At 37.5% G+C, this 23,724-nt stretch carries 21 protein-coding genes and 1 riboswitch; of the genes, 13 read left to right on the forward strand and 8 right to left on the reverse strand.

From position 1 onward, the window contains the following. Position 1 precedes the first annotated feature (1 nt). Both IGK01_RS00225 and IGK01_RS00230 read right to left on the reverse strand, forming a co-directional pair. Positions 2–1,282, reverse strand: coding sequence for a GHKL domain-containing protein (locus IGK01_RS00225; protein WP_023518879.1), 1,281 nt, complete (start codon positions 1,280–1,282; stop codon positions 2–4). Positions 1,283–2,443: 1,161 nt separating this feature from the next. After that, the gene (locus IGK01_RS00230; protein WP_023518881.1) at positions 2,444–3,382 is read right to left on the reverse strand and encodes an AraC family transcriptional regulator; all 939 of its coding nucleotides are present in this window, start codon (positions 3,380–3,382) and stop codon (positions 2,444–2,446) included. Positions 3,383–3,495: 113 nt separating this feature from the next. On the opposite strand from IGK01_RS00230, the gene IGK01_RS00235 reads away from it, so the two are divergent. The 6 genes from IGK01_RS00235 to IGK01_RS00260 all read left to right on the forward strand — a co-directional run bounded on the left by IGK01_RS00235 (position 3,496) and on the right by IGK01_RS00260 (position 9,990). After that, positions 3,496–4,776 carry an ABC transporter substrate-binding protein gene (locus IGK01_RS00235; protein WP_438840424.1) on the forward strand — a complete coding sequence of 427 codons (1,281 nt, stop codon included), beginning with the start codon at positions 3,496–3,498 and terminating at the stop codon, positions 4,774–4,776. A gap of 47 nt (positions 4,777–4,823) precedes the next feature. Continuing rightward, complete coding sequence (locus tag IGK01_RS00240) at positions 4,824–5,690, forward strand: carbohydrate ABC transporter permease (RefSeq protein WP_023518883.1); 867 nt, start codon at positions 4,824–4,826, stop codon at positions 5,688–5,690. Further along, a complete protein-coding gene (locus IGK01_RS00245; protein WP_019722785.1) occupies positions 5,687–6,526 on the forward strand; it encodes a carbohydrate ABC transporter permease in 840 nt (279 codons plus the stop codon). Before IGK01_RS00240 ends, IGK01_RS00245 begins: the two co-directional genes overlap by 4 nt. Before the next feature lie 11 nt (positions 6,527–6,537). Further along, positions 6,538–8,799, forward strand: a complete 2,262-nt coding sequence (yicI, locus tag IGK01_RS00250; protein WP_438840425.1) for an alpha-xylosidase — start codon at positions 6,538–6,540, stop codon at positions 8,797–8,799. Positions 8,800–9,261: 462 nt separating this feature from the next. Continuing rightward, positions 9,262–9,747 carry a tyrosine-type recombinase/integrase gene (locus IGK01_RS00255; protein ID WP_023518885.1) on the forward strand — a complete coding sequence of 162 codons (486 nt, stop codon included), beginning with the start codon at positions 9,262–9,264 and terminating at the stop codon, positions 9,745–9,747. A 51-nt stretch (positions 9,748–9,798) separates the two neighbouring features. Next, a complete protein-coding gene (locus IGK01_RS00260) occupies positions 9,799–9,990 on the forward strand; it encodes a hypothetical protein (protein WP_153829991.1) in 192 nt (63 codons plus the stop codon). Between the two features lie 102 nt (positions 9,991–10,092). Here IGK01_RS00260 and IGK01_RS00265 read toward each other — a convergent pair whose 3' ends face one another. The 3 genes from IGK01_RS00265 to IGK01_RS00275 are packed head-to-tail and all read right to left on the reverse strand — an operon-like array spanning position 10,093 to position 11,555. After that, on the reverse strand, positions 10,093–10,257 hold the full coding sequence (locus IGK01_RS00265; protein WP_023518887.1) for a hypothetical protein: 165 nt from the start codon (positions 10,255–10,257) through the stop codon (positions 10,093–10,095). Further along, positions 10,250–10,705, reverse strand: coding sequence for a thioredoxin family protein (locus IGK01_RS00270; RefSeq protein WP_080674300.1), 456 nt, complete (start codon positions 10,703–10,705; stop codon positions 10,250–10,252). The genes IGK01_RS00265 and IGK01_RS00270 overlap by 8 nt, the downstream gene beginning before the upstream one ends. Positions 10,706–10,709: 4 nt before the next feature. Next, positions 10,710–11,555, reverse strand: a complete 846-nt coding sequence (locus IGK01_RS00275) for a hypothetical protein (RefSeq protein WP_226075949.1) — start codon at positions 11,553–11,555, stop codon at positions 10,710–10,712. A 299-nt stretch (positions 11,556–11,854) separates the two neighbouring features. Between IGK01_RS00275 and IGK01_RS00280 the strand changes: the two genes are divergently transcribed. After that, complete coding sequence (locus IGK01_RS00280) at positions 11,855–12,754, forward strand: helix-turn-helix domain-containing protein (protein WP_438840426.1); 900 nt, start codon at positions 11,855–11,857, stop codon at positions 12,752–12,754. Positions 12,755–13,081: 327 nt separating this feature from the next. On the opposite strand, the gene guaA is transcribed toward IGK01_RS00280, so the two are convergent. The 3 genes from guaA to IGK01_RS00295 form a co-directional block, all read right to left on the reverse strand. Next, positions 13,082–14,647 (reverse strand): glutamine-hydrolyzing GMP synthase, encoded by a 1,566-nt coding sequence (gene guaA / locus IGK01_RS00285; protein ID WP_019723174.1) that lies wholly within the window; start codon positions 14,645–14,647, stop codon positions 13,082–13,084. A gap of 58 nt (positions 14,648–14,705) precedes the next feature. After that, a complete protein-coding gene (coaA, locus tag IGK01_RS00290) occupies positions 14,706–15,629 on the reverse strand; it encodes a type I pantothenate kinase (protein ID WP_019723173.1) in 924 nt (307 codons plus the stop codon). A gap of 368 nt (positions 15,630–15,997) precedes the next feature. After that, the gene (locus IGK01_RS00295) at positions 15,998–16,924 is read right to left on the reverse strand and encodes a LysR family transcriptional regulator (RefSeq protein WP_137071895.1); all 927 of its coding nucleotides are present in this window, start codon (positions 16,922–16,924) and stop codon (positions 15,998–16,000) included. 406 nt (positions 16,925–17,330) lie between these two features. Beyond that, positions 17,331–17,498, reverse strand: a riboswitch (M-box (ykoK) riboswitch). A 330-nt stretch (positions 17,499–17,828) separates the two neighbouring features. Here IGK01_RS00295 and IGK01_RS00300 point away from each other — a divergent pair. The 6 genes from IGK01_RS00300 to IGK01_RS00325 all read left to right on the forward strand — a co-directional run bounded on the left by IGK01_RS00300 (position 17,829) and on the right by IGK01_RS00325 (position 23,639). Further along, entirely contained in the window at positions 17,829–18,434 is a 606-nt protein-coding gene (locus IGK01_RS00300; RefSeq protein ID WP_023518893.1) for a class I SAM-dependent methyltransferase, read from the forward strand. A 503-nt stretch (positions 18,435–18,937) separates the two neighbouring features. Then, positions 18,938–19,954 carry a LacI family DNA-binding transcriptional regulator gene (locus IGK01_RS00305; RefSeq protein WP_010734491.1) on the forward strand — a complete coding sequence of 339 codons (1,017 nt, stop codon included), beginning with the start codon at positions 18,938–18,940 and terminating at the stop codon, positions 19,952–19,954. A gap of 141 nt (positions 19,955–20,095) precedes the next feature. Continuing rightward, entirely contained in the window at positions 20,096–21,397 is a 1,302-nt protein-coding gene (locus IGK01_RS00310; RefSeq protein WP_010734490.1) for a pyrimidine-nucleoside phosphorylase, read from the forward strand. 13 nt (positions 21,398–21,410) lie between these two features. Beyond that, positions 21,411–22,073 (forward strand): deoxyribose-phosphate aldolase, encoded by a 663-nt coding sequence (deoC, locus tag IGK01_RS00315; RefSeq protein ID WP_438840427.1) that lies wholly within the window; start codon positions 21,411–21,413, stop codon positions 22,071–22,073. Positions 22,074–22,091: 18 nt separating this feature from the next. After that, entirely contained in the window at positions 22,092–22,490 is a 399-nt protein-coding gene (locus IGK01_RS00320) for a cytidine deaminase (RefSeq protein WP_010734488.1), read from the forward strand. 63 nt (positions 22,491–22,553) lie between these two features. Next, complete coding sequence (locus IGK01_RS00325) at positions 22,554–23,639, forward strand: BMP family lipoprotein (protein WP_010734487.1); 1,086 nt, start codon at positions 22,554–22,556, stop codon at positions 23,637–23,639. Positions 23,640–23,724 lie beyond the last annotated feature (85 nt).

Consider the following 23,724-nt stretch of genomic DNA (forward strand, 5'->3'; position numbering starts at 1 on the left):
TTTAATGTGTTTGTATATAAATTGTTTGAGAAAAACGCTGATTTTCAATTGAAGTTTCAATCAATAGATAAGGGTTCGTTTTTGCCAAATTATCCAGGATATGCAGACCCAGTCCTTCATTTTTAGGATTGCTCTTCGTAGAAAAACCCTTTTGTTTTAATTGGTTAAGTGGTAGTGTATTGATAGTTGTATTAACTACTCGAATAACTAACGAATTTTTCTTCTTTAAAATTAACAATTCGATTTTTTTCTTTTTTGTCACAGCAGCTCCTTCTGTTGCGTTATCTAAGACAATACCAAGTATACGAACTAAATTAACCGTATGCTTGGAATCAATTTTTACTTCTTCAGGTATGGTTATCTGTAGAGAGATACTTTTCTCTATTGCCATCATCAATTTTAATGACAATAAACTTCTTATTTCCGGTACATTTATTTTATCTAATAAACTAAGATTTACTGGGGTAAGATTCATTATCTCACGTGTAGGAAGTATATTTTGATCGTAATATTTTTGTAGTCCTTCCAGATCCTCTTCAATAATATAACTATTCATCGAAAATAATAGATTCTGATAGTCATGCTTGAATTCCCTAAGTTCTTGATAATTTTTCTCAATATCTCTTATATAATCTTGTTGTAGCTGGATTCGTTGTTCTAATAATTGTTCTTCCATTTTTGCATTTGAAATTTTCCAATAATAAATAAAAATAATTAAACCAATACATAGATATAGAATAAAAAAAGTAGTATTTAATGCAAGAACTTCCGGATTTCCTCCCGAAAAACGAGTATATAAGATAATAATATAATAAGTTGAAAGAATAAATACACCGATTGTACCGATTATTTGGTAATCAATTACATAAGACCAATTATCAAGAGATTTTCTAAAACTATAAGCAAGGATAAAAGACAAAAGAGCTGAAAGCGCAATATGAAAGTATTGCGAGCTGTCTCCGGGTTCGATCACTGGAGAACCAAATACTATAAAATCTCCTATACTTGCTAGATGATCTCCTAGTAGGGAAGATAATAATCCCAAAGTTAAAGCATATACTAAGGGTCGATGTGATGAAGATAAACAATGGAATATCATAGCTAACATAAAAATTGCTATTAGTGTAGAAAAAATCCCAAATAGTGGGTACAAGACACTTAATAAGATAGCATTTAAACAAGTAACAATTAGAAAAAGAGATTTATGTACTATTTGATAATCGATGAGTAATATACAAATTGTATATATGAAATATTGTAAGGCTATAGGCCATAAAAACATAGAATACATCTCCTAATGTGTTTTCTAAAATTATAACATAAAGCTTATAATATAATTTTTTAGTAATTAATTTAACCTTTTTAATTGTATAGAAAATTACGTTTTCTATACAGTTGGATATTTTACAAGTTATATTAAGTTTAATAAGAGTTTTTCTTTTAGTCAGGGTATGTTTTATTGTGATGGTTTATCAATATATATAGAAATGTACTAAAATGAGATTTTCAGTTAGGGTATGATATTTATGCTGTCTGCTACCCTGGCCTATTCTGGCAAGGGGAGGAAGTTGTATTATGAATTACCTTTTCGATATGTTTTTTGCAATCGTAGCAGAAGTAACCGCGCATTACATCTGTAAATGGCTTGATTGCAAAATTATTGCCAAAAAAGACAGTAAGCCTACCTTTAATCTGAATAGAACGTAAAAGAAAACCACTAGCCCGCCAGCTAGTGGTTTTTGGTGTATCATGAATTACCTTTTCGTTAAAACAACTATACCATATCTACTAAAAAATACAATTAGTAGATAATGGACGAATTATCATTACCACTTTGATGAAAAAATGAATAATCATTTACCAACAAGATATTGAAAGGCAGGATCGTACTCTGTTGATGCTTGAGATATTAATACATCCATCTCATCAGTTAAGCTTTGTTTTTTTGAATTGCTGCTTGAAGTTTTTCCTTATCTAAAAATCTAAAAAATTATATCTTCAGGATGTAACCCGTTTTCTTTGAGAAACGCCTTTGAAATTGTTCATACTACTTAATTATCCAAATTTTCTTTCTTCAATTGCCATATTCTTCACCCTCCCCTTTTCTCTTTGTATATACCGTATATACGCTTGTTGATATTAAATCAACTGTATTGTCTCTTATATCTAATTATATAGAAAGATAAATTTTCCTTTACATTATTGTTTTCAGCTCAGTTCGCAAAGTAAGTGAAATACAAAGTCGCTTATTCCGTGAGTGGAATATAGCTGATACGATAAGAAAATATTTCAAATTAGCGAAACAAGATGAATTAGTTTCTATTGACAGTGAAAGTAAGAAGAGTTGACAAATAAATCAAAGATATCGTCTATACAAGATGTTGCTGTTTTAGAATAGATCTTTTCTCGTAACCATTGTTCAACTAACGAATCAAGCGCAAAATCAATGATTTTTTGCGTTTTTTTTTCGATAATTTGACGGAGTCATTTGGGTTTCACGTTTAAAAAGGCTACTGAAATAATTCGCGTCTTCAAAACCAGCTTCCAAGGCAATATCGATGATTTTCAACTCAGTATGCAGTAACAGGTATTCGGCTTTTTTGATGCGCATTTGATTTAGATACGTAAAAAAAGTCATACGGAAATGTTTTTTAAAGAAACGACAGAAATGCTCTTTGCTATAGCCAATATGACGACTGATTGCTTCAAGAGTGATGGTGTTTTGGTAATTTTCTTCAAGGTATAGAATGATTTTTTTACAGCGATAGGTGTTGAGTTTGTTTTTACTAGCAACTAATTTTGTAGGATTTACCTGAGTACTGCAGCGCGAAAAATGTTTGAGCAGTAAGAATAATTGTGCTTTGATCGTCAGTTCAAAGCGAGATTCTTTCAAGGCAAATGTATCAATGATCGTGATAACAAGTTGTTGGATCTCCAAAATATCTGAGCAATCATTTGTAAAATGGATCGCTACTTGTTCTGGTGAATGGAGCAATGGATCAAGATAAGTTTGCTGAATATGATCAGAAACGCGACTTTCAATGAATGAAGCATCAAATACGATGGCAAAAAATGCACAGGCATTCATTTGATGATTGAGTGCTTCATGTAATTGATTCGCAGGAATAAACATAACCTCTCCTTCGTGAACAACGTAAGTTACTCCTTCTATTTTGACTTCCATGAGTCCTTGATAGACATAAAGAATCTCTAGTTCTCGATGCCAATGGGGGTGGATCATATTTTCCTGATGGGTTGGGTGATTCGTATAGTGAACGGCAATTGGAAACAAACTATCCCCATGTTCGGTCATTTCCTTTAGCGTGGTATCAATATCTTGTTGACTAGGATTGGGGGTAAAAATATCGTTTGGTCTAAACATCACATTTCCTCCATTTTGATCAATATTACAAGGTATTTTGATTAAGATAGCGATTACATACCGTTGTAAATATCAATATAATCAATTTGTTAATAAGAGGAGGAGAAATAATCATGAAGAAACAACGAGGATTTTTAATACTTGCTTTTATCATGGTGTTTGGAATTACTGGCTGCGGGACGGCACAAAGCGGGTCTTCAGATGATGGTAGTGTAACATTAGAGATTTTCAATATCAAGACAGAAACAGCCGAGCAAATGGATACCTTAGTGGAGGATTTCGAGAAAGACCATCCGCAAATCAAGATCAACTTGACGACGGTTGGCGGAGGAACTGATGCGACGGCAGCGTTACAATCAAAGTTTTCCTCAGGAGATGAACCGGATATCTTTATGTTGGGTGGCTTAGCAGATACGCAGATTTGGCAACATAAACTCTATGATCTTGGGGAAACGACATTAGCAAAACAAGCAATTGAGGGGACATTAGAGGGGGCTACACTCGACGAGACGGTCTATGGGGTACCGATGAATATCGAAGGATATGGCTGGTTGATCAATCAGGATATTTTTAAACAAGCTGGCATCGATAGTGGATCGATCAACTCATTTGAGGCATTTGAAGAAGCCGTTCAATTATTGGATAGTAAAAAAGACGAACTTGGGCTACAAGGCGTATTTGGTTTTAGTGGGGCAGAAACGTGGGTATCCAGTCAATATAGTTCGAATTTTCTTGCTCCGGAGTTTGAGAACAGCTTAGAAAAGACTTATCAAGCGTCTGAATTAAGCGTAGATTATGCCGAGCAAATGAAAAACTACACCGACTTGGTCATTAAGTACAATGCACAACCAATGGAGGCAATGGATTATAGTACATCTGTTGAAGAATTATTTGCCAGTGAAAAGGTGGCTATCATCCATCAAGGAAATTGGATCGTACCAACATTAGATAGCTTAGATGAGACGTTCACGAAAGAAAAACTAGGGATTCTTCCTATGCAAATCGAAGCATCGGGAGAAAGCAACATCGTGGCGGGGCCAGCTTGGTATTGGGGGGTCAATAAGGATAAAGATCAAGCAGTCATTGATGCGTCGATCGAATTTTTAACGTGGATGTATACGGATGAGCAGGCGATGACAGCAATCGTTGATGAGTTTCAATTTATTCCGGCGTATACCAACTTTTCGAGCGAAGCGATCAATGATCCGTTATCCAAGGAAATCTATACGTATTTAAGCGAAGGTAAAACCGTTCCATGGGTCCATAATTCCTATCCAGATGGATTTGGACAAAATATATTTGGTGTCCAGATCCAAGCGTATGCAGCCGATCGAATCTCTTGGGAGGAATTTATTGATACCTTGCAGACCAGTTGGACACAAGAAAGGAAGTAAGCGGTGATCGGTTGATTTTTATCTAGCGAGATAAAAGGAGGGTTCTCATGTTAACAAATCGCACAAAAGCTTTTTGGTTATTACTTGCACCAGCGTTATTGGCGTTAGCGATCGTTTTGTTCATTCCATTAATGACAGGGGGGTATTACTCACTCACAAACTGGAATGGCAATACAGTAGGTGAATTCGTTGGATTTGAAAACTATCTTCGGGCATTTAATGATCAAGGATTTATCGACAGTTTACTGTTTACCGCAAAATTCTCATTTTTCAGTGTGATTTTGATCAACATCGTGGCTTTAGGTCTAGCGATGTTCGTGACACAAAAATTAGGTAGATGGACGACTTTTTTCCGAACGATCTTTTTCATGCCAAATCTGATTGGAGGGATCATCCTAGGATTTATTTGGCAGTTTATTTTCAATAAAGCATTTGAAAGTCTAGCAACTATGACGGGTATCAATTTTTTTGCCGGTTGGCTGAACACGCCAGAAACGGGGTTTTGGGGGCTCATTATTTTATTTGTTTGGCAAATGAGTGGCTATATGATGCTGATCTATATCTCATTTCTCAACAATATTCCAGAAGAGATTCTGGAAGCGGCAGATATGGATGGGGCAAATCCTTTGCAAGTCTTTTTCCGTATCAAATTACCCATGTTGATGCCAGCTTTCACCGTCACTTTGTTCTTGACGTTGTCCAACGCATTTAAAATCTATGATCAAAACTTAGCCCTGACACAAGGTGGTCCGTTCAATTCCACCCAAATGGTGGCGATGAACATCTACAATGAAGCATTTGGAATGCGAAAAATGGGGTATGCACAGGCGAAAGCGATGATTTTTCTGGTCATTATCGTGATTATCTCAGTGGTTCAAATCTCACTGACACGGAAAAAGGAGGTCAGCGCATGAAGCAATCAAAAGTGAAACATCCACGACAGGTTAAGAAGTCTCTACTGATTTTTAGCGGATTGTTACTTGCTAGTCTGTGGTTTTATCCATTTTTCTTAGTGGTGATCAATTCATTCAAAACTAAAGCAGAGATATTCCAAAACACACTCACTTTACCAACTGGGCTAACACTTGATAACTATATCGAGTCGTTCGAGCGATTGGATTTTTTCAAAAGTGCAGCTAATTCGTTACTGATAACGATCGGATCACTAGTGTTGATCGTGTTCGTTTCTTCAATGGCGGCCTATGCGTTATCGAGAAACACGAGTCGCTTAAGTTCATTTCTTTATTTTATTGTCGCAATTGGCTTATTGATTCCTTTTCAGGGAATCATGATTCCCTTGATTTCACTTTTTGGGCAAGTCAGTATGCTGAATCAACCAGGCTTGATGGTGATGTATCTAGGATTAGCAACAAGTATGTCGACCTTTTTATATTACGGTGCTTTACGAGGGATTCCGAAATCATTAGATGAAGCGGCATTGATCGATGGGGCAAATACCTTCCAAATCTATTGGCAAGTCATTTTTCCTTTGCTGAAGCCTACGACAGTGACAGTGATCGTGTTGAACGCCTTATGGTTTTGGAATGATTATCTGTTACCTTCATTAAGCATCAACAAAGCAGGGATGTATACAATTCCTTTACAGATGTTTTATTTCTTCGGCGAATTCAATAAGCAGTGGCACTTAGCACTGGCTGCGCTAGTGATCGTCGTCTTACCGATTATTATTTTATTTGTTGTCTTGCAAAAACATGTCGTAAAAGGCATTTCAGATGGCGCAGTGAAGTAGGAGGAAAATAAATGAAGTTTACAAACGGCTATTGGTTGGCAAAAGAAGGATTTCATCTTGAACACCCGAATCATGTCTATGAAGCTCAAGTGAAGGAGGATAACTTAACTCTTTTCTTGCCTTATAAACCGATCCAGACAAGAGGAGATACCTTGAACCTAGGGATGACGACCTTGTCTTTTGAATCACCAAGAGAAGATATTATCAAAGTACAACTGGTGCATCATGACAAAGCACAAATCGGTCCTCATTTTCAACTAAACAGACAGTCATCTTCTGTCATGATCGATATAGAAAATGAAGAATTTTATACGTTTCAATCAGGAAAATTAGTCGCACGAGTGCCGAAAAACGCCACATTCCAAATTGATTTTCTCGCGGAAGGGAAGCTTTTGACGTCTTCTATGCCAAAAGCACAAGCCACGATTCAAAGTAGTGACGGTATCCATTATATGCGGGAACAGTTGTCATTAGATCCGTATGAATATGTCTATGGCTTAGGTGAACGATACACCCCATTCATCAAAAATGGGCAAATCATTGACTGTTGGAATCAAGATGGCGGTACTGGTAGTGAACAAGCGTATAAAAATATCCCATTTTATTTAACGAACCAAGGGTATGGTGTCTTTGTCAATCATCCTGAAAATGTCTCATTTGAAGTTGGTTCGGAGAATGTTTCACGCACACAATTTAGTGTAGTAGGTGAACGATTGGAATACTATGTCATCTATGGACCCGATATGAAAACGGTCTTAAGAAAATACACTGATTTAACGGGTAAACCCGCATTGCCACCTGCATGGTCGTTTGGTTTGTGGTTATCAACTTCCTTTACGACGGACTATCGTGAAGAAACAGTCATGGGATTTATTGAAGAAATGCAGACACGAGAGATTCCGTTTGATGTTTTTCATTTTGATTGTTTTTGGATGAAAGAATTCGAGTGGTGCGGTTTTGAATGGAATCGCGAGCTGTTTCCAGATCCGCAACAACTGATTGAAAAAATCCATCAGAAGGGCTTGAAGGTCTGCGTATGGATCAACCCGTATATCGGACAAAAAGCGGCGGCCTTTCAAGAGTGTAAAGAGAAAGGCTATTTCATCAAAGATAAACATGGCGAAGTTTGGCAATGGGATCTTTGGCAAGCGGGTCAAGGAATCATTGACTTTACAAATCCAGAAGCGCGTCATTGGTACAAAGAAAGGCTGAAGGAACTCATAGAAATCGGTGTCGATTCCTTCAAGACGGATTTTGGTGAACGTATACCTACGGATGTGAATTATCACGATGGGTCTGATCCGCAAAAAATGCACAACTATTATGCGTATCTTTATAACGAAGTCGTCTTTGAATTATTAGCAGAATTACGCCCAGATGAAGCGGTCGTATTTGCTCGTTCTGCTTCGGTTGGTTCACAAAAATTCCCAGTTCATTGGGGTGGGGACAACTTATCGGAATACCCGTCCATGGCAGAATCATTAAGGGGTGGACTCTCATTTGTGTTATCCGGCTTTGGCTTCTGGAGCCATGACATTGGTGGATTTGAAGAGAATGCGACAGCGGATATTTATAAACGTTGGACACAATTCGGATTACTATCTACTCATAGTCGCTACCACGGCAACATTGAGTATCGAGTGCCATGGAACTTTGGGGAAGAAGCTGTGTTGGTCAGTCAACGATTTTCTAAATTAAAAAACCGCTTGATGCCTTATATCTATGAGCAAGCGGTAGAAACAGCGCAAACAGGTATCCCGATGATGCGCCCGGTGATGCTGGAATTTCCAGAAGACTATACGACGCATACGATCGATAAACAGTATATGTTCGGTGAACGGTTGTTGATTGCACCGATTTTCAATGAGCAAGGAAAGGTCACTTTTTATTTACCAGAGGGACGTTGGACGAATTATTTAGATAATCATGTATATGAAGGACAACAATGGCACACACAGACCTATGATTACTTCCACTTACCCCTCATGGTCCGTCCTAATTCATTGATTATTGAAGGTTCCGTGGATACGACCGCTGCATATGACTACACGAAAGACTTGACCGTACATGTCTTTGAGCTGACTGACACAGTGACGCAACAAGTGGTAGATCAACGGGGGTTTCCAGTTGGTACGATCACTGCTACCCCTGAAGATGATAGCTATCAGGTCAAGATAGAAGGGTTATCACATGTTCAAGTCGTGCTTAGAAATCGGAAAGTACAAGGATGGACGGAACATCCACTAGGCTGTTCCATCCTCGTTGAACACTAGAAGAGTCGTTTGATTTGAGACAACCAAAAAGACGAAACGACACTTTCACATCAACCAATGGGAGTAGGTAGAGTGTGCGTGCTGTTTCGTCTGTCTTGTCTAGCTATCAATGGTGGTTCCGAATGAATGGGAAATCGAAAGAGAGAAATTACTCTCCCATCACCATGACGTGACAGGTTCGGTTTCGTACACGGTTTTGGTCAAAGTCTATGAAGTATTAGAAGATATAAATGTGGTTCTGATACGTATAGATTCACCTTTTATGTAAAAAAATAGGTAGTTGAAGTGATTGGGATGCTTAGTGAGAAACTTTAAAAATGATTTAAGACTGGAAGCCTAGATACCTCTCAGTCTTTTTGTTATTCATTCCAACTTTTATTGACAAAGAGCCTGTTTCGTATTCCATTAGTTACAAAACAAAAAACTGTGAATCCCTTCATTAACAAAGGATTCACAGTTATTTTGATTATTCTATTCCCACTCCACTATGAAAATAGTATTACTTATGAATTTGTTGAGCTTAAAACTAAAGCTAGTAAACGAGTGATTGCTTTAGATGATGTAACAATTAAATATTTACATGAAAGGAAACAACGGCAAGATGAACAAGGTGGAATTACATTCGTATTGTCATATAATAGCGTTCCAACACAAAAACATACGATTCGGCATACTATAAGAAGACATGCTGACATTGCAAAAGTACACAGTATACGAATACATGGTTTAAGACACTCTCATGCATCTCTCCTTATTAGTATGGGTATGAATGCTCTTTTGGTAAAAGATCGTTTGGGTCATGAAGACATTCAAACTACTTTAGGAACTTACGGGCATTTATATCCCAATACGAATTTTACAGTTGCGGAATCTTTAAATAATTATATAAAGACTGAGATGCCAAAAGAAAGTTTAGTAAAAGATGTTAAGAACCAATTTAAGAAATAAAAGGAGTAGCTGTGATAAAAGTGTGATAATGAAAAGACAAAGAGCCGACAAATGTTGATTAAAAAAATGAAGATCGCACAAAAGGCACCACATTATCTGGTCGCCAATGCAGACCATGGTTCAGAAAGCAATTACCGCTATTTGGAGGAAGAACTTCCCCGGCATACAACAGTTAGGCTTGCTCATTATAGCAATCAACATGATGAAATTGAAAAAAAGCAGTGCCTTATCTACCCAAAATGAAAAGAAAAACAAGGAGCACTCGAAAAATCACATGATTTTCGAGTGCTCCTTGTTTGGGGAGAGAGTGTAACTAATGAACGTATGACACACTCTGGGGCTATATCAATTCTTAAGCTTATTTAATTCGTCACGCATTTCATTTAATTTGTGAAGTACATCGTCAAAGTCTTTTCTATTCTGCAAAATTAAAGTTTGAATTTGGACAATACAAGAAATTAACATCAAGATAACAATTGAAATAACAACGAAAAAAACAATATTATCCACTTTCATGCTCCTTTCCATTATCTCCGAAATGAAGAAATTCCAATATTGACGCTTTCGTTTGTTTCCCGCTTTTTTTGTAAATAACTTCTCCGTCAGAAATTTTTATAAGAGTGGGCACTGCATCAATAGATAAGTTTTCAGCAATGTCATCTAATTTCTTTGAATCAATTTTCCTAGCTTCATCAGTATTATAATAGAATATTTTTTCAGAAGCATCATTAAGAACATCTCTGAGTACCGGTTCAAATTCGTGACAATCTGGACAAGTGGGGCGTCCGATGTAAACCATAATATCCTCGTGCATATTCAGCTTGTTCTGTAATTCTTCGGATGTAATTAGTGGCAATACATCTGATAAACTAGCAAAACTTCGATAAGAAAATACAGATATTAACGATATTACAATAATAAAAACACTTATAATGAAACTCTTTCTTCTTTTGCTCATATATTTAGAGTTTGAAACAACCGCCGATTGTTGTCAACGATACACCAGCAAATGCACAAAATCCACCGATACAAGCTGCACAAGCAGTGCCTAAAGTGGCAATACATAAAGCGCTACAAGCTGCAAGAATAACTCCTGCTAAATAATAACTAACACCCAAAACAACAACAAGACAAGCGATTATCTGCACAGCTCCTCTTTTGTTGGAATTTTCTAGTACTTCATTTGTAACATTTTGAATGTCATTTTTGATTTGTTCGTTAGAAACGAATGTATCATCTAAAATTTCATGATTTACCAAGTTATTGTTTGAATAAGAATGAATTTCAAATGTATTTTTTTGTGACTTAGTAATCAAAGTTTCTTGAAGTGCTTTCAATTCTCCATTTGAAGAATAAGTTGCAGTAACATTACTAATGAAACTATAGTCTTCACTAGCAACAGGGAGAGTAATTACATAATATTCTTCATTTGTTATTTTATCTATCGTTTGTACAACAACTATTTTTGCTTTGTCTAGGTAGGTGTTATCGATGTGCAGCTGTACTTTATTGTTCGCTAAATCTTTTGAAAAATAGTTGGTTACATTTTCTTTTTCGATTTGGCTTACTTCAAAAGTATTTTGAGAGGTTTCTACCATTTTATCTACTAATGTATTCTGTTCATCAGTAAGTGAGGTTAAGTCAACTCCCATTTTTTTAATCTCTTGCATGATTGATTCTTTGGTTTTAGATAATTCATTAGTATTTTTGATTTCTGATGCTTTAGCAATACTTGTCATTGAAGGTACTATAAAAGAAGCTAACGTAATAACTGTCAGTAATAATGTTAGGAACTTGAATTTTTTCATATAAATATTCTCCTTAAAAATTGAATTTACATAACCATTGGAGTTGCTCTTAATTTCCTGAAAATTATCGATATATTAATCCATCAGTCATCAGTTCAAATTCTTCTGTTTTACAAGGTAATTCATTGATTATTGAACATCAATGAACCACTCTCTGAATAGTTGCATTAAAAAATCAAACATATTTTCACCACCTTATTATTTTATTCTTCACATATGGTATTATAGTAGCAAAGAAAAAGGAATTTAAATTATGGTCAAAATTTTCACATCAAAAAAAATAAAATAACGGAGAGTGTATGGAGGTTTATGAGCTATTGAGAAAACTTCGTGTAGAAAGAGGTATTTCTCAAAAATATTTATCCGATAAAATAACAACCAGAGAAACTTATGTGAAATACGAAAATGGCAAAACAAATATTCCGTTTGTTATTTTAATTGGATTACTGGAAAAAATGAATTTAAATTTAGATGAGTTTATTTTTTACCTAGACAAGGATAGTGTAAGAGAAAAGAATTGGAGCTTAAAGAAATTAGTAAAGAATATTAGGAAAGATGAACTAAATTTCCAACGTACATTGCGAGTACTTCGAGAGAAAGCTAGAGATACAAATGATATAGTAGATATTAGGAATTATTTAGTTGTTAAGACAGTGGAGTGGTACCAATTAGTAGATAGCGAAAGAAAATTAAGTAATTCTGATAAAAAATATTTATTGAAGCTAAAAAATTATTTGGAAGCTGTTGATGAATGGGGTAGATTTGAAATAGCAACCTTTAGTACACTTTTATTTGTATTTGAAACAACTTATATAAAAGGTCGGTTAGCAGATATTGAAAGGAAAATAGAAAAAAATAAAGATTTTGAGATTTTTCATTCAATATTACTTGGTATGTATAACAATGCTTTTTTATTAATGCTCGAACGCAAAGAATCAAATTTAGCTAAAAAATATTTAGAGAAGATAAGTGATGTTCGTCATAGTCTTTTATTTTTTGGAGATACAGGAGTTTACTATAATTTTTATAAATTACTTTTCAATCATTTAACAGAAGAATCTGGACGAGTTGCTGACTTGTTACAGTATTTTCAAGGGTTAAAAATGATAGGTTCTCATAGCTTATCCAGACGTTGTAAAAGCGATTTAAGGAAGTTTGAACTTATTTACAATATTACACCAATATTTTTTGTGGATTAATCATTACAAGCGTGGGTGAAAACGGGAACAATTCTGGAACATGCACTGCACTATCATTTAGAAAAGTAGTGAAATTTTTTCTCACTAAATTTATTAGTACATTAACTACTCATTAGTCTTAAGTATTAATTGAGGATCACTGGGACTATAAAGACATTCAATTTACTTTAGGTACTTCTGGATAATCATATAAATACTGAATTATCAAAAAGAGTTTTGCCAAAGATGTAAGAAATGAAATAACGATTAACTGTGATAAAAGTGTGATAATGAAAAAACAAACAGCCGACAAACACTGATTTAAAAGAGTTTGTTGGCTGTTTGTTATTATTCCCACTCCACAGTTGCTGGTGGTTTAGAGGTAATATCGTACACGATACGGTTCACGTGTGCGACTTCATTGACGATACGTACAGAGATTTTTTGTAGTACATCCCATGGGATACGTGCAAAGTCAGCTGTCATACCATCGATCGATGTGACCGCACGGATACCGACTGTGTAGTCATACGTACGACCGTCGCCCATGACACCAACAGAACGGATACCAGGTAAAACAGTGAAGTATTGCCAGATGTCACGGTCAAGACCGGCAGCGGCGATTTCTTCGCGTAAGATCATATCTGATTCACGGACGATCTCCAATTTTTCTTCAGTGATTTCACCTAAGACACGGATACCAAGACCTGGTCCAGGGAATGGTTGGCGCCAAACGATTGAGTCAGGCATACCAAGCTGTGTCCCTAGTTCGCGGACTTCGTCTTTGAATAATGTGTTCAATGGTTCGATCAATTCAAATTGCATGTCCTCAGGCAAGCCACCTACGTTGTGGTGTGATTTGATCGTTTGGGCAGTTTCTGTTCCACTTTCGATTACGTCGGTGTAAAGTGTTCCTTGTGCTAAGAAAGACACACCTTCTTCGCCGGCAAGCTTTGTTGCTTCATCGTCAAATAAGTATACGAATTCGTTACCGATGATTTTACGTTTTTCTTCAGGATCAGAGACACCTGCAAGTTTATTTAAGAAACGTTCTCTTGCATCTACTTTGATGATGTTCAAGCCGAATTTTCCGCCTAAGCTTTCCATGACTTGATCCGCTTCGCCTTTACGCAATAGACCATGGTCAACGAAAATCGATGTTAATTGATCACCGATGGCTTTTTGTAAAAGGACACCAACGACACTTGAATCCACTCCGCCAGATAAACCAAGTAAGACTTTTTTATCGCCAACTTGTTCACGGATTTTTTCGATCTGCATGTCGATGAAATTGTTCATTGTCCAATTGCCTTCACAGTGACAGATGTCAAAAGCAAAATGACGTAATAATTCGATCCCATATTCTGAATGACGGACTTCTGCGTGGAATTGGATACCGTAGAAGTTACGTTCTTTGTCTTGGATCGATGCAATTGGGCAATCGCTACTTGTAGCAACAGTTTCAAAACCTTCTGGTACTTTGGTTACTAGATCCCCATGGCTCATCCAAACGGTTTGTTGTTTCGGTGTTTGGCTGAATAGTGCCGCATCATCGGCTGTTACTTCAAGCAATGCTTTGCCGTATTCACGGTTTTTTGCAGGCTCAACAGAACCGCCAAGTTTGTACGTGATCAATTGCATACCATAACAAATACCCAACACTGGAATGCCTAAATTGAAGATTTCAGGATCAATGCCAAAAGCATTCTCATCATAGACACTGTTTGGTCCTCCAGAAAGGATGATCCCTTTCGGATTCATGGCTTTCACTTCTTCAGCTGTAATACGGTGGCTCAATAATTCAGAAAAAACACCTAAATCACGGATGCGTCGTGTAATCAATTGATTATATTGACTACCGTAATCTAGTACGATGATTTTTTCAACGTTTGTCATATCGGCAACGTTCGTCACATTTATTACCCCTATCCCTTTAAAATTTATCTCAAAATAGTTGAACTATTTTAAAATGCTAATATTTTCGCATGAAAATCGAATCGATAATATGATTTTCAGTTTTATGGAGAATTATATCGGCTCTTCCACGAGTAGGCAAGATATATTCGTTTAAATTCTTCAAATTCACATTTTTCCATACATCTCTTGCCATTTTAAATGCATCTTCACGATTACCAATGGCAAATTGGTAGTAATAGTTTTGTGGATGTTGAAAAGCTGTATCAAGTAACGCACCAAAGCGATCCAAATACCATTTTTCGATCAATTCAGAATCTGCATCAACGTAGACAGAGAAATCAAAAAAGTCACTGACGTAAATCTGTTGATTAGCTGGTAGTTGAAGCGTGTTGATTCCTTCGACGATCAAAATGTCCGGTTGTTGGATCAGTTCATATTCATCGGGAATAATATCATAGACATCGTGAGAGTAGACGGGAACTTTGGTTGTTTCTTGACCGGATTTCACTTGATTAAGAAAATCGATCAACCTTTCCATGTCATAGCTTTCCGGAAATCCTTTCCGGTCCATAATACCACGTTCTTTTAAGACTTTATTCGGATATAAAAAACCATCTGTGGTGATCAGCTGGACATTTCTTCGTTTGAATGTCCGAGACAAAATCATTTGCAATAAGCGCGCGGTGGTGCTTTTACCAACTGCGACACTTCCGGCAATCCCGATAATAAAAGGTGGGACTTGAGTATATTTATGAAGGAATAACCCTTTGCTCAGAGAGAGGGATTCAAACTCTTTCATATGCAGAAAAATCAAGTGCGCAAGTGGTACATAAATGTCGCGAACATCTTGCATGGAAATACGGTCATTCAAACTTTTTATACTATCTAGTTCATCTTGTGTCAATGGAGCTTGACCATTTCGGTAAAATTCGCGCCACTCTTCTCTTGCCACACGGTAATAATTCATTGGATCATTCATACATAGCCTCCTGGATTCTCCCATCAATGGACCTATTTTAACATAAATGCGTGTCAAACCCTACCACTTAGGCGAGAAACTAATTGGTTTTTTCTCATATCAGAGGATGGAAGAATAGGCGTTCTTTCTTTTTTGATAACTGAAAAGAGGCGAGGAGAATAGAGGATTGTGTAAGAAAAAAGTAACAGTTTAACTCAAAGTTAGCTGAAATGGCAGGAATAGAAGTAACATTTTGGGAAGTAAATAGACACCCACCAAAATTTGAAGAACAAATTCAGTGGATGCCGCCTTACTTTCGAAGATTAATCTCTCTGGGATCTCTTATCGGTGTTCATTTACGACATTGAAATACTTGTCTTATTTTGATTTCAGTATTTATCGTTTTGGCAGTAATAGGTGCCAGTATCAGCAGAGTCCATCATTTGTGTAGTGTGACATGTTTGATTAAAAATCGCTTGGATTTCTTTTTCAACCTCTGGATAGAAGTAAAAATTTTCTGATTCACTGTTTTTATAAAGATAAAAATGAATGGTTGGAAATGTTGGTAGAGAGACAAAACAAACAGGTTCAATAGCTAAAAGTTCTTGCACAAAGGTATTGGCTAATAGCATTCCTTTTCCTTCTGTAATCATTTTCGCTGCCCCTAAACTATCTGGACAGACGACATATTTTGGTTCATTGATCAGCTGCTTGACTACTTTTTTCGTAATCACTTGATGTTCTACATGGTCGAGTAAAAAGATAAAAGGTAACTCTTCTAGTACTTCCGCGGATAATATCCCATCTGGTTTTACAAAATAGTTACTGATTGCTACTTTAAGTTCCAAAGTGGCTAACCTTGTTTGAATAAATTTGGGGTGATCTAAGGTAGCAGAAGTAATGGCAAAGTCGATTTCTTTCTGGCTTAGTTTATTTAGCAGATCCAATGAAGGAATATAACGGTAGTCGATCGTAAAGTTTTGATGCCGGATTGGATATTTGTTTGCTTCAAAGATAAACGAAGCATCGCTTGTACCGACACGCAAAGAAGGATAGTCTACTGATTCATTTAATGAGATATTCAATTTCTTCGCTTCCGCCAAAATCAATTCTACGGAAGGAAGGATTGATTTTCCATGGGTACTCAATATGATCTTTTTCCCGTGACGTTCAAACAAATCTGTCCCGATTTCTTGTTCTAAACTTTTTAAAGAACTACTTAACGAAGAAATACTAACATGTAGCTCTTTTGAAGCTTGTGAGAGGCTGTTGAAACGGGCAATCATATAGAAATATTCTAATTTTTCGATCGACATACAGCTATGCCTCCTTTATCATTTTATTCTCCTTTTAAATGTCTCATGGGCCTCTTAAAAAAACAATAGTTATCGTGAAGCACACATAGAGATTAAACAATCCTTAATATTCTGTGAAATAAATCACTATGAGATTGGATGTGAGTTGGTCATTAATAAGTTTTTTGCTGGGAGGACAGTCATTGATTTGTTGTAGTGGATGAAGCGAATCTCAACCAAGTAAGGAAATCGAAATAGTTGAAAATAGCAATAGGATACCAAGACAGCCATTTTTACGTCAAGCGATGGTCATCGTTTTCTCGGTGGTGCGATTTTTGCTGACAACCTAAAAAAGCCTCCTTAATACATAAAGGTCGGCGTACTCAAATAAACATTGGAACGTGTAATTTGCAATTGTGGTGCGAAATTGTAATCACGTTGATTGAGCTTTGGCTTTCTGAGACGTAAGAAACAAGTTCTAGTTATCTTGGAAAAGCCTTAATTCGACAATCCCTGCTTTACTCGTTACTGTCTCTCGACATTTCCGAGCGATAACCTATGTTCTTCAGAGTAACTTCACCTAATATGATTATTTTTTCATCCACATCATATCGGTCAGCGGAAGTAAGAGTCAATAATGCTCATTTGTTTAATTGGATGATTCTCTCACGATTTGTCATCATAAAGGCGATAATATCAAGGGTTATGCTCGTTCGATGTACCCTGTTCCTACTTTCACGAAACAGATTACGCAAATACCGAAAAAGGACAAATAGAGAAATGTTAAGGGATGTGATTTTTCCTTCTGTATTGCATTAATTCGCTTGATTTTGTAAAAGACAATCGAAGACATACAGTTTCGCTTGCACCTTCTCATGGAACACGTTAGACTATGAACAACTAACAGATAAGAAGGATGGAAACTATGACGAATCATTATTATTCCGAACACCCAGAGATTGCTCATGAGTTTGACGAATGGTCATTTGAGCTAAGAGGGAAAACTTTTCAGTTCGTGACGGACTCGGGTGTGTTTTCACGTGAAACAGTTGATTATGGCTCACGTGTATTGATCGATGCCTTTGAATGGGCACAGCTACCAGATGGCAAAATTTTGGATGTTGGCTGTGGTTATGGTCCAATCGGACTTTCTCTTGCCTATGCGAGTGAACGTTTCGTGGAGATGGTAGACATTAATGCTAGAGCGGTTGATTTAGCCCAAGGAAATGCGAAGCGAAATCGAATCAAAAATGTAGCGATTTACCAGTCAAACATTTATGAAGAGGTGACAGAAACAGATTACGCTGCAATTGTCAGCAATCCGCCGATTCGTGCAGGCAAAAAAGTCGTACATGAAATCTTGACAGGTGCGTATCCTCGTTTACGTACGGGCGGTACTTTAACGATCGTCATTCAGAAAAAACAAGGGGCACCTAGCGCACAAAAGAAAATGCAAGAAACATTTGGGAACGCAGAAATCGTGATCAAAGATAAAGGCTATTATATTATCCGAAGTGTGAAAGAAGACTGAAAGCAACTGAATAAAAGCAACGAAACAGTCGAAGAAATAAGCAGTATTTCTTTGACTTTTTTTGTTTGTACAAGAAGTTGCTCAATGGATGTGGAAGGAAAATGACAGGACAAATAAAGTGAAAAATAAGGAATGCAAGATAGAAAAATAACATATTATTTAATGCTTTTACATATCTAAAATAACAGTGAAAAAGCACGTCGAGCTTTTTTAAAAGTCTATAAAATCAGAGCAATTTACATACACTAGGGTGGGGCGGTCGATTTTTAGAGTATAGATGTTACTACATCAAATAAACGAATCGTCATCGGTGATGGGTAAATAAAGTAGGATGAGGGGAAATGAGAGTGAACCACGAAACATAAGACATTGTTATAAAATTTATCTAGTGAATCTCTATATGATACTCATTTACTTTTGACCAAGCCTTTTTTCCCTCTATCCATTTCGAAAACCATTTGGTACACTGTTAGGGAATTTACATATATAAAGGGGGAACAAAAGTGAAACTGACAATTCGAGATATTGCTGAGATGGCAGGTGTTTCAGTGACGACTGTGTCACAGATTTTAAATAATAAAGGCAGCCGTTTTAGTGAAAAGACACGAAAAAAAGTGTTGTCGATCGTAAATGAACATCATTACAAGCCAGATTATTTTGCTTCCAATGTGATCAATCGTCACTCAAAAACGATTGGCATGATCGTGCCAGATGTGACGGATTTCTTCTTTTCTAAAGTGATCGAAGGGGTTGAAAGTTATTTAAACCCCTTAGGATATGTCATCATTCTTTGCAACTCCAGACATAGTCAAGACAATGAACTGAAGTATTTAAGGGAGCTTTCTCATCGATCCGTAGATGGTTTATTGTTAGCGACGCCGAATGTGTTGCCTCAAGAGTATGCACTTGATAGTAGTTTTTATAACAACATGCCGATCATCCTGATCGATCGTGGGTTGAATCGTCGAGATAACGGTCGCTTGATCGTGAAAGAATATGAAGGCGCTTATCAAGCTGTCTCGTTATTGATCAAAAATGGTCATACTAAAATTGGTATGCTAAAAGAGACAACTGGCTATTATCAGTTAGAAGAGCGATTCAATGGTTATCGTCATGCACTAAAAGATCATGGACTGGCGTTCAACGGTAAGTTTGTAGAAGAAGGAGACCTGACTGTCCAAGGAGGGTACGAAGCAAGTAAGCGCTTGTTACGTCATAAAGATGTAACGGCGGTATTTTGTGGGAATGATGCCATGGCGATTGGTTGTTACCAGGCAATCGATGAAATGGGCAAGCGTATTCCAGAGGATATTTCGGTCATCGGCTTTGATGGATTAAAATTGTCTGAGTATATGATCCCTAAGTTGACAACGGTCAAGCAACCGAGTTTCGATATCGGTTTTTATGCAGCTCGCTTTTTGATTGACACGATTGAATTTCCACAAAGAAAAGTTCCGAACAAAGTCTTTGAAACAAAATTAATTATTCGTGAGAGCGTAAAAACATTGACAAAGGTCTAGTAGGGCGTTATATTGCTTATGTAAGTGTTTACAAAGTTGATAAGATACATTGTGGGAAAATAGTAAACCGGTTTACTAAAGTGGTTTACCTTTTTCGAAATTCCTGTATAATACCGAATGAAGAACGAGGAGGATTACGGCATGCGGATGGTCGATTTGATCGAAAAAAAGAGAGATGGACACCAATTATCAAAGGAAGAGATTTCGTACATTGTCACGAACTACACAAATGATAACATTCCTGATTACCAAATCAGCGCATTATTGATGGCTATTTTCTATCAGGATATGACCGATGAAGAAATCACTGATCTAACGTTGGCAATCGCTCATTCTGGCGATGTGATCGATTTAAGTTCCTTAGATGGGATCAAAGTCGACAAGCATTCTACCGGAGGCGTGGGGGATACAACTACCCTGATTTTAGCACCTTTAGTAGCAAGTGTAGGTGCAACTGTGGCAAAAATGTCAGGGCGTGGTCTTGGCTACACAGGTGGCACATTAGATAAGTTAGAAGCTATTCCTGGATTTCGGATCGAACTATCAGATGAAGAATTCATCCGCACCGTGAACGAAAGTAAAGTAGCGGTGATCGGCCAATCGGGCAATCTCGCTCCAGCAGATAAAAAATTGTATGCCTTGCGTGATGTGACGGCAACGGTCAACTCGATCCCATTGATTGCTAGTTCGATCATGAGTAAGAAAATCGCCGCAGGAGCGGATGCGATCGTGCTAGATGTGACGACGGGTGACGGTGCCTTCATGAAAAATATCGATGACGCGAGACGCTTGGCGAAGACCATGACACGGATCGGCAAATTAGCCGGTCGCCAAACAGTAGCAGTGATCTCTGATATGTCTGAACCGTTGGGTGAAGCAATCGGCAACAGCTTAGAAGTCGTTGAAGCCATTGAAACACTTCAAGGGAACGGACCGGAAGATTTAGTTGAAATGTGCTATGCTTTAGGTAGTCAAATGGTCGTTTTAGCCAAAAAAGCGGAATCGATCGAAGAAGCGCGCGAAATGCTAAAAGAAGCCCTTGAATCAGGGAAAGCTTTAGCTAAATTCAAAGAAATGATCCAGAACCAAGGGGGCGACCCAACAGTTGTCGATGAACCTGCGCGGTTATTAACTGCTCGTTATATTTATGAACTGCCAGCGAAGACAACAGGTGTCGTGACAAAAATCGTTGCGAACGAATTAGGGATCGCAGCAATGATGCTTGGTGCAGGACGTAAAACGAAAGAAGATTCGATTGATCATGCTGTTGGTTTACGATTGAATAAGAAAATCGGTGATAAAGTAGAAGCTGGCGAATCGCTATTGACGATCTATAGTAATGAAGAAGACATTTCGCCAGTGATCGACTTGTTATATAAAAATATTGAAATCGGTGATACGGCGGAGAAGCCTATCCTGATTCATGACATCATTACAGAGTAGAAGGAGAAGAGACATGGAATTAAATCGAATGATCGACCACACAATTCTAAAAGCAGATGCAACAAAAGCAGATGTGATGCGCATTATTGAGGAAGCAAAAAAACATCATTTCTATTCAGTATGTATCAATCCAACATGGGTTGCCTTGGCGAAAGAGGAATTACAAGGTGAGCCAGTCGCTGTTTGTACCGTTATTGGTTTCCCATTAGGAGCAAATACGGCCGAAACAAAGGCATTTGAAACAAAGAATGCGATCGAAAATGGCGCAGATGAAGTGGATATGGTCATCAATATCGGTGCCTTGAAATCTGAACAAGACGATGTCGTGAAAAAAGATATCGAAGCCGTAGTCGAAGCTGCTAAAGATCGCGCGTTCGTTAAAGTAATCATTGAAACAGCCTTGTTAGAACAAGCGGAAATCATCAAAGCTTGTGAATTAGCGAAAGCTGCAGGAGCTGATTTTGTGAAAACATCTACTGGTTTCTCAACAGGTGGCGCGAAAGTGGAAGATATCCGCTTGATGCGTGAAACGGTTGGTCCAGAAATGGGCGTCAAAGCTTCAGGAGGTATCCACAATGAAGCGGAAGCCCTGGCAATGATCGAAGCCGGTGCAACACGAATCGGTACAAGTGCTGGTGTATCAATCATGTCCGGTTCAACTGGCGAAGGCTATTAATATTCTAAGGAGAAAAAGATGTCAGAAATCAAACAAGAATGGATCGATATCGCTATCGACGCTTTGGATAAAGCGTATGTGCCTTATTCCAAATTTCCAGTAGGTGCTTGTTTAGTGACAGCATCTGGGAAAACCTATCAAGGATTGAATATCGAAAATGCGTCATTTGGCTTAACGAATTGCGCAGAACGTACTGCGTTTTTTAAAGCAGTATCTGAAAAAAAAATGGACTTTACACATCTAGTCGTTGCAGGTCATACACCTGAGCCGATTTCTCCATGTGGTGCTTGTCGCCAAGTAATGGCAGAATTTTGTGAGCCAGAGATGCCAGTCACGTTGGTTGGCGACAATGGTGTGACGAAAACGATGACCGTAAGAGAGTTATTACCTTACGCATTTTCAGAAAAAGATTTATAAATTATGTTCAATTCAGTCAGCTGACTGTTGAAAAAACAACTACTTTTAGGGGGCTTTACAGAAATGAAAAAAGCAAAATTATTTGGTTTAGGTGCTATCGCACTATCAGCAGGCTTACTTTTAAGCGCATGCGGTAACGGCGGTTCAGATTCTACTGATTCAACCGGTGGAAACAGTGCATCAGGAACAGCAACTGCAGCATTGATTACAGATACAGGTGGCGTCGACGACCGTTCATTCAACCAGTCAGCTTGGGAAGGGTTAGAAGATTGGGGTAAAGAGGAAGGCTTGTCACGTGGAAACGATGGCTTCCAATATTTCCAATCTGCCAATGAATCAGATTATATTCCAAATATCGATCAAGCGTTAAACGCTGGCTTCAAGACAATTTTTGGGATTGGTTTTAAATTGAAACCTGCAATCGAAGAACAAGCAACAAGTAACCCTGAAACAAACTTTGCAATCATTGATGATGTGATCGAAGGAAAAGACAACGTCGTTTCAGCAACATTCAAAGATAACGAAGCTTCTTATCTTGCTGGAGTTGCAGCAGCTTACACAACTGAAACAAATGTGGTTGGATTTATCGGTGGCGTTAAAGGGGAAGTAATCGACCGTTTTGAAGCTGGTTTCAATGCCGGAGTTAAAGCAGGCGCTGAAGCGTTGAATAAAGACATCGAAGTATTGAACCAATACGCAGGTGATTTCTCAGCTCCAGATAAAGGACGTTCAATCGCACAAGGTATGTACGCACAAAACGCTGACATCATTTTCCATGCTTCAGGTGGTACAGGTAACGGTGTCTTCCAAGAAGCAAAATCATTAAATGAATCAGGCGACAAAAAAGTTTGGGTAATCGGTGTTGACCGTGACCAATCTGACGAAGGAAACTACACATTGAATGGTGAAGACAAAAACTTCACATTGACATCAACACTTAAAGGTGTAGGAACAGTTGTAAAAGATTTAGCACAACAATCAGCAGAGGGTGACTTCCCTGGTGGCGAACACACTGTTTATGGTTTGAAAGAAGACGGTGTAGGTATCACTGAAGGCCAACTTTCTGATGAAGCGAAAAAAGCAGTAGATGAAGCAAAAGAAAAAATCATTTCAGGTGACATCGAAGTTCCTGAAACTCCTGAAAGCTAATAAATACCATTTCTATAGCCTTGTTGGACAATTGTTTAACAGGGCTATCGTTTAGTTATCTACTTAATGTTGTTTTTTTATGCAA

Origin of the sequence: Enterococcus sp. AZ080, from assembly GCF_051714945.1 — a bacterium.
GTDB lineage: Bacteria > Bacillota > Bacilli > Lactobacillales > Enterococcaceae > Enterococcus_B > Enterococcus_B pernyi.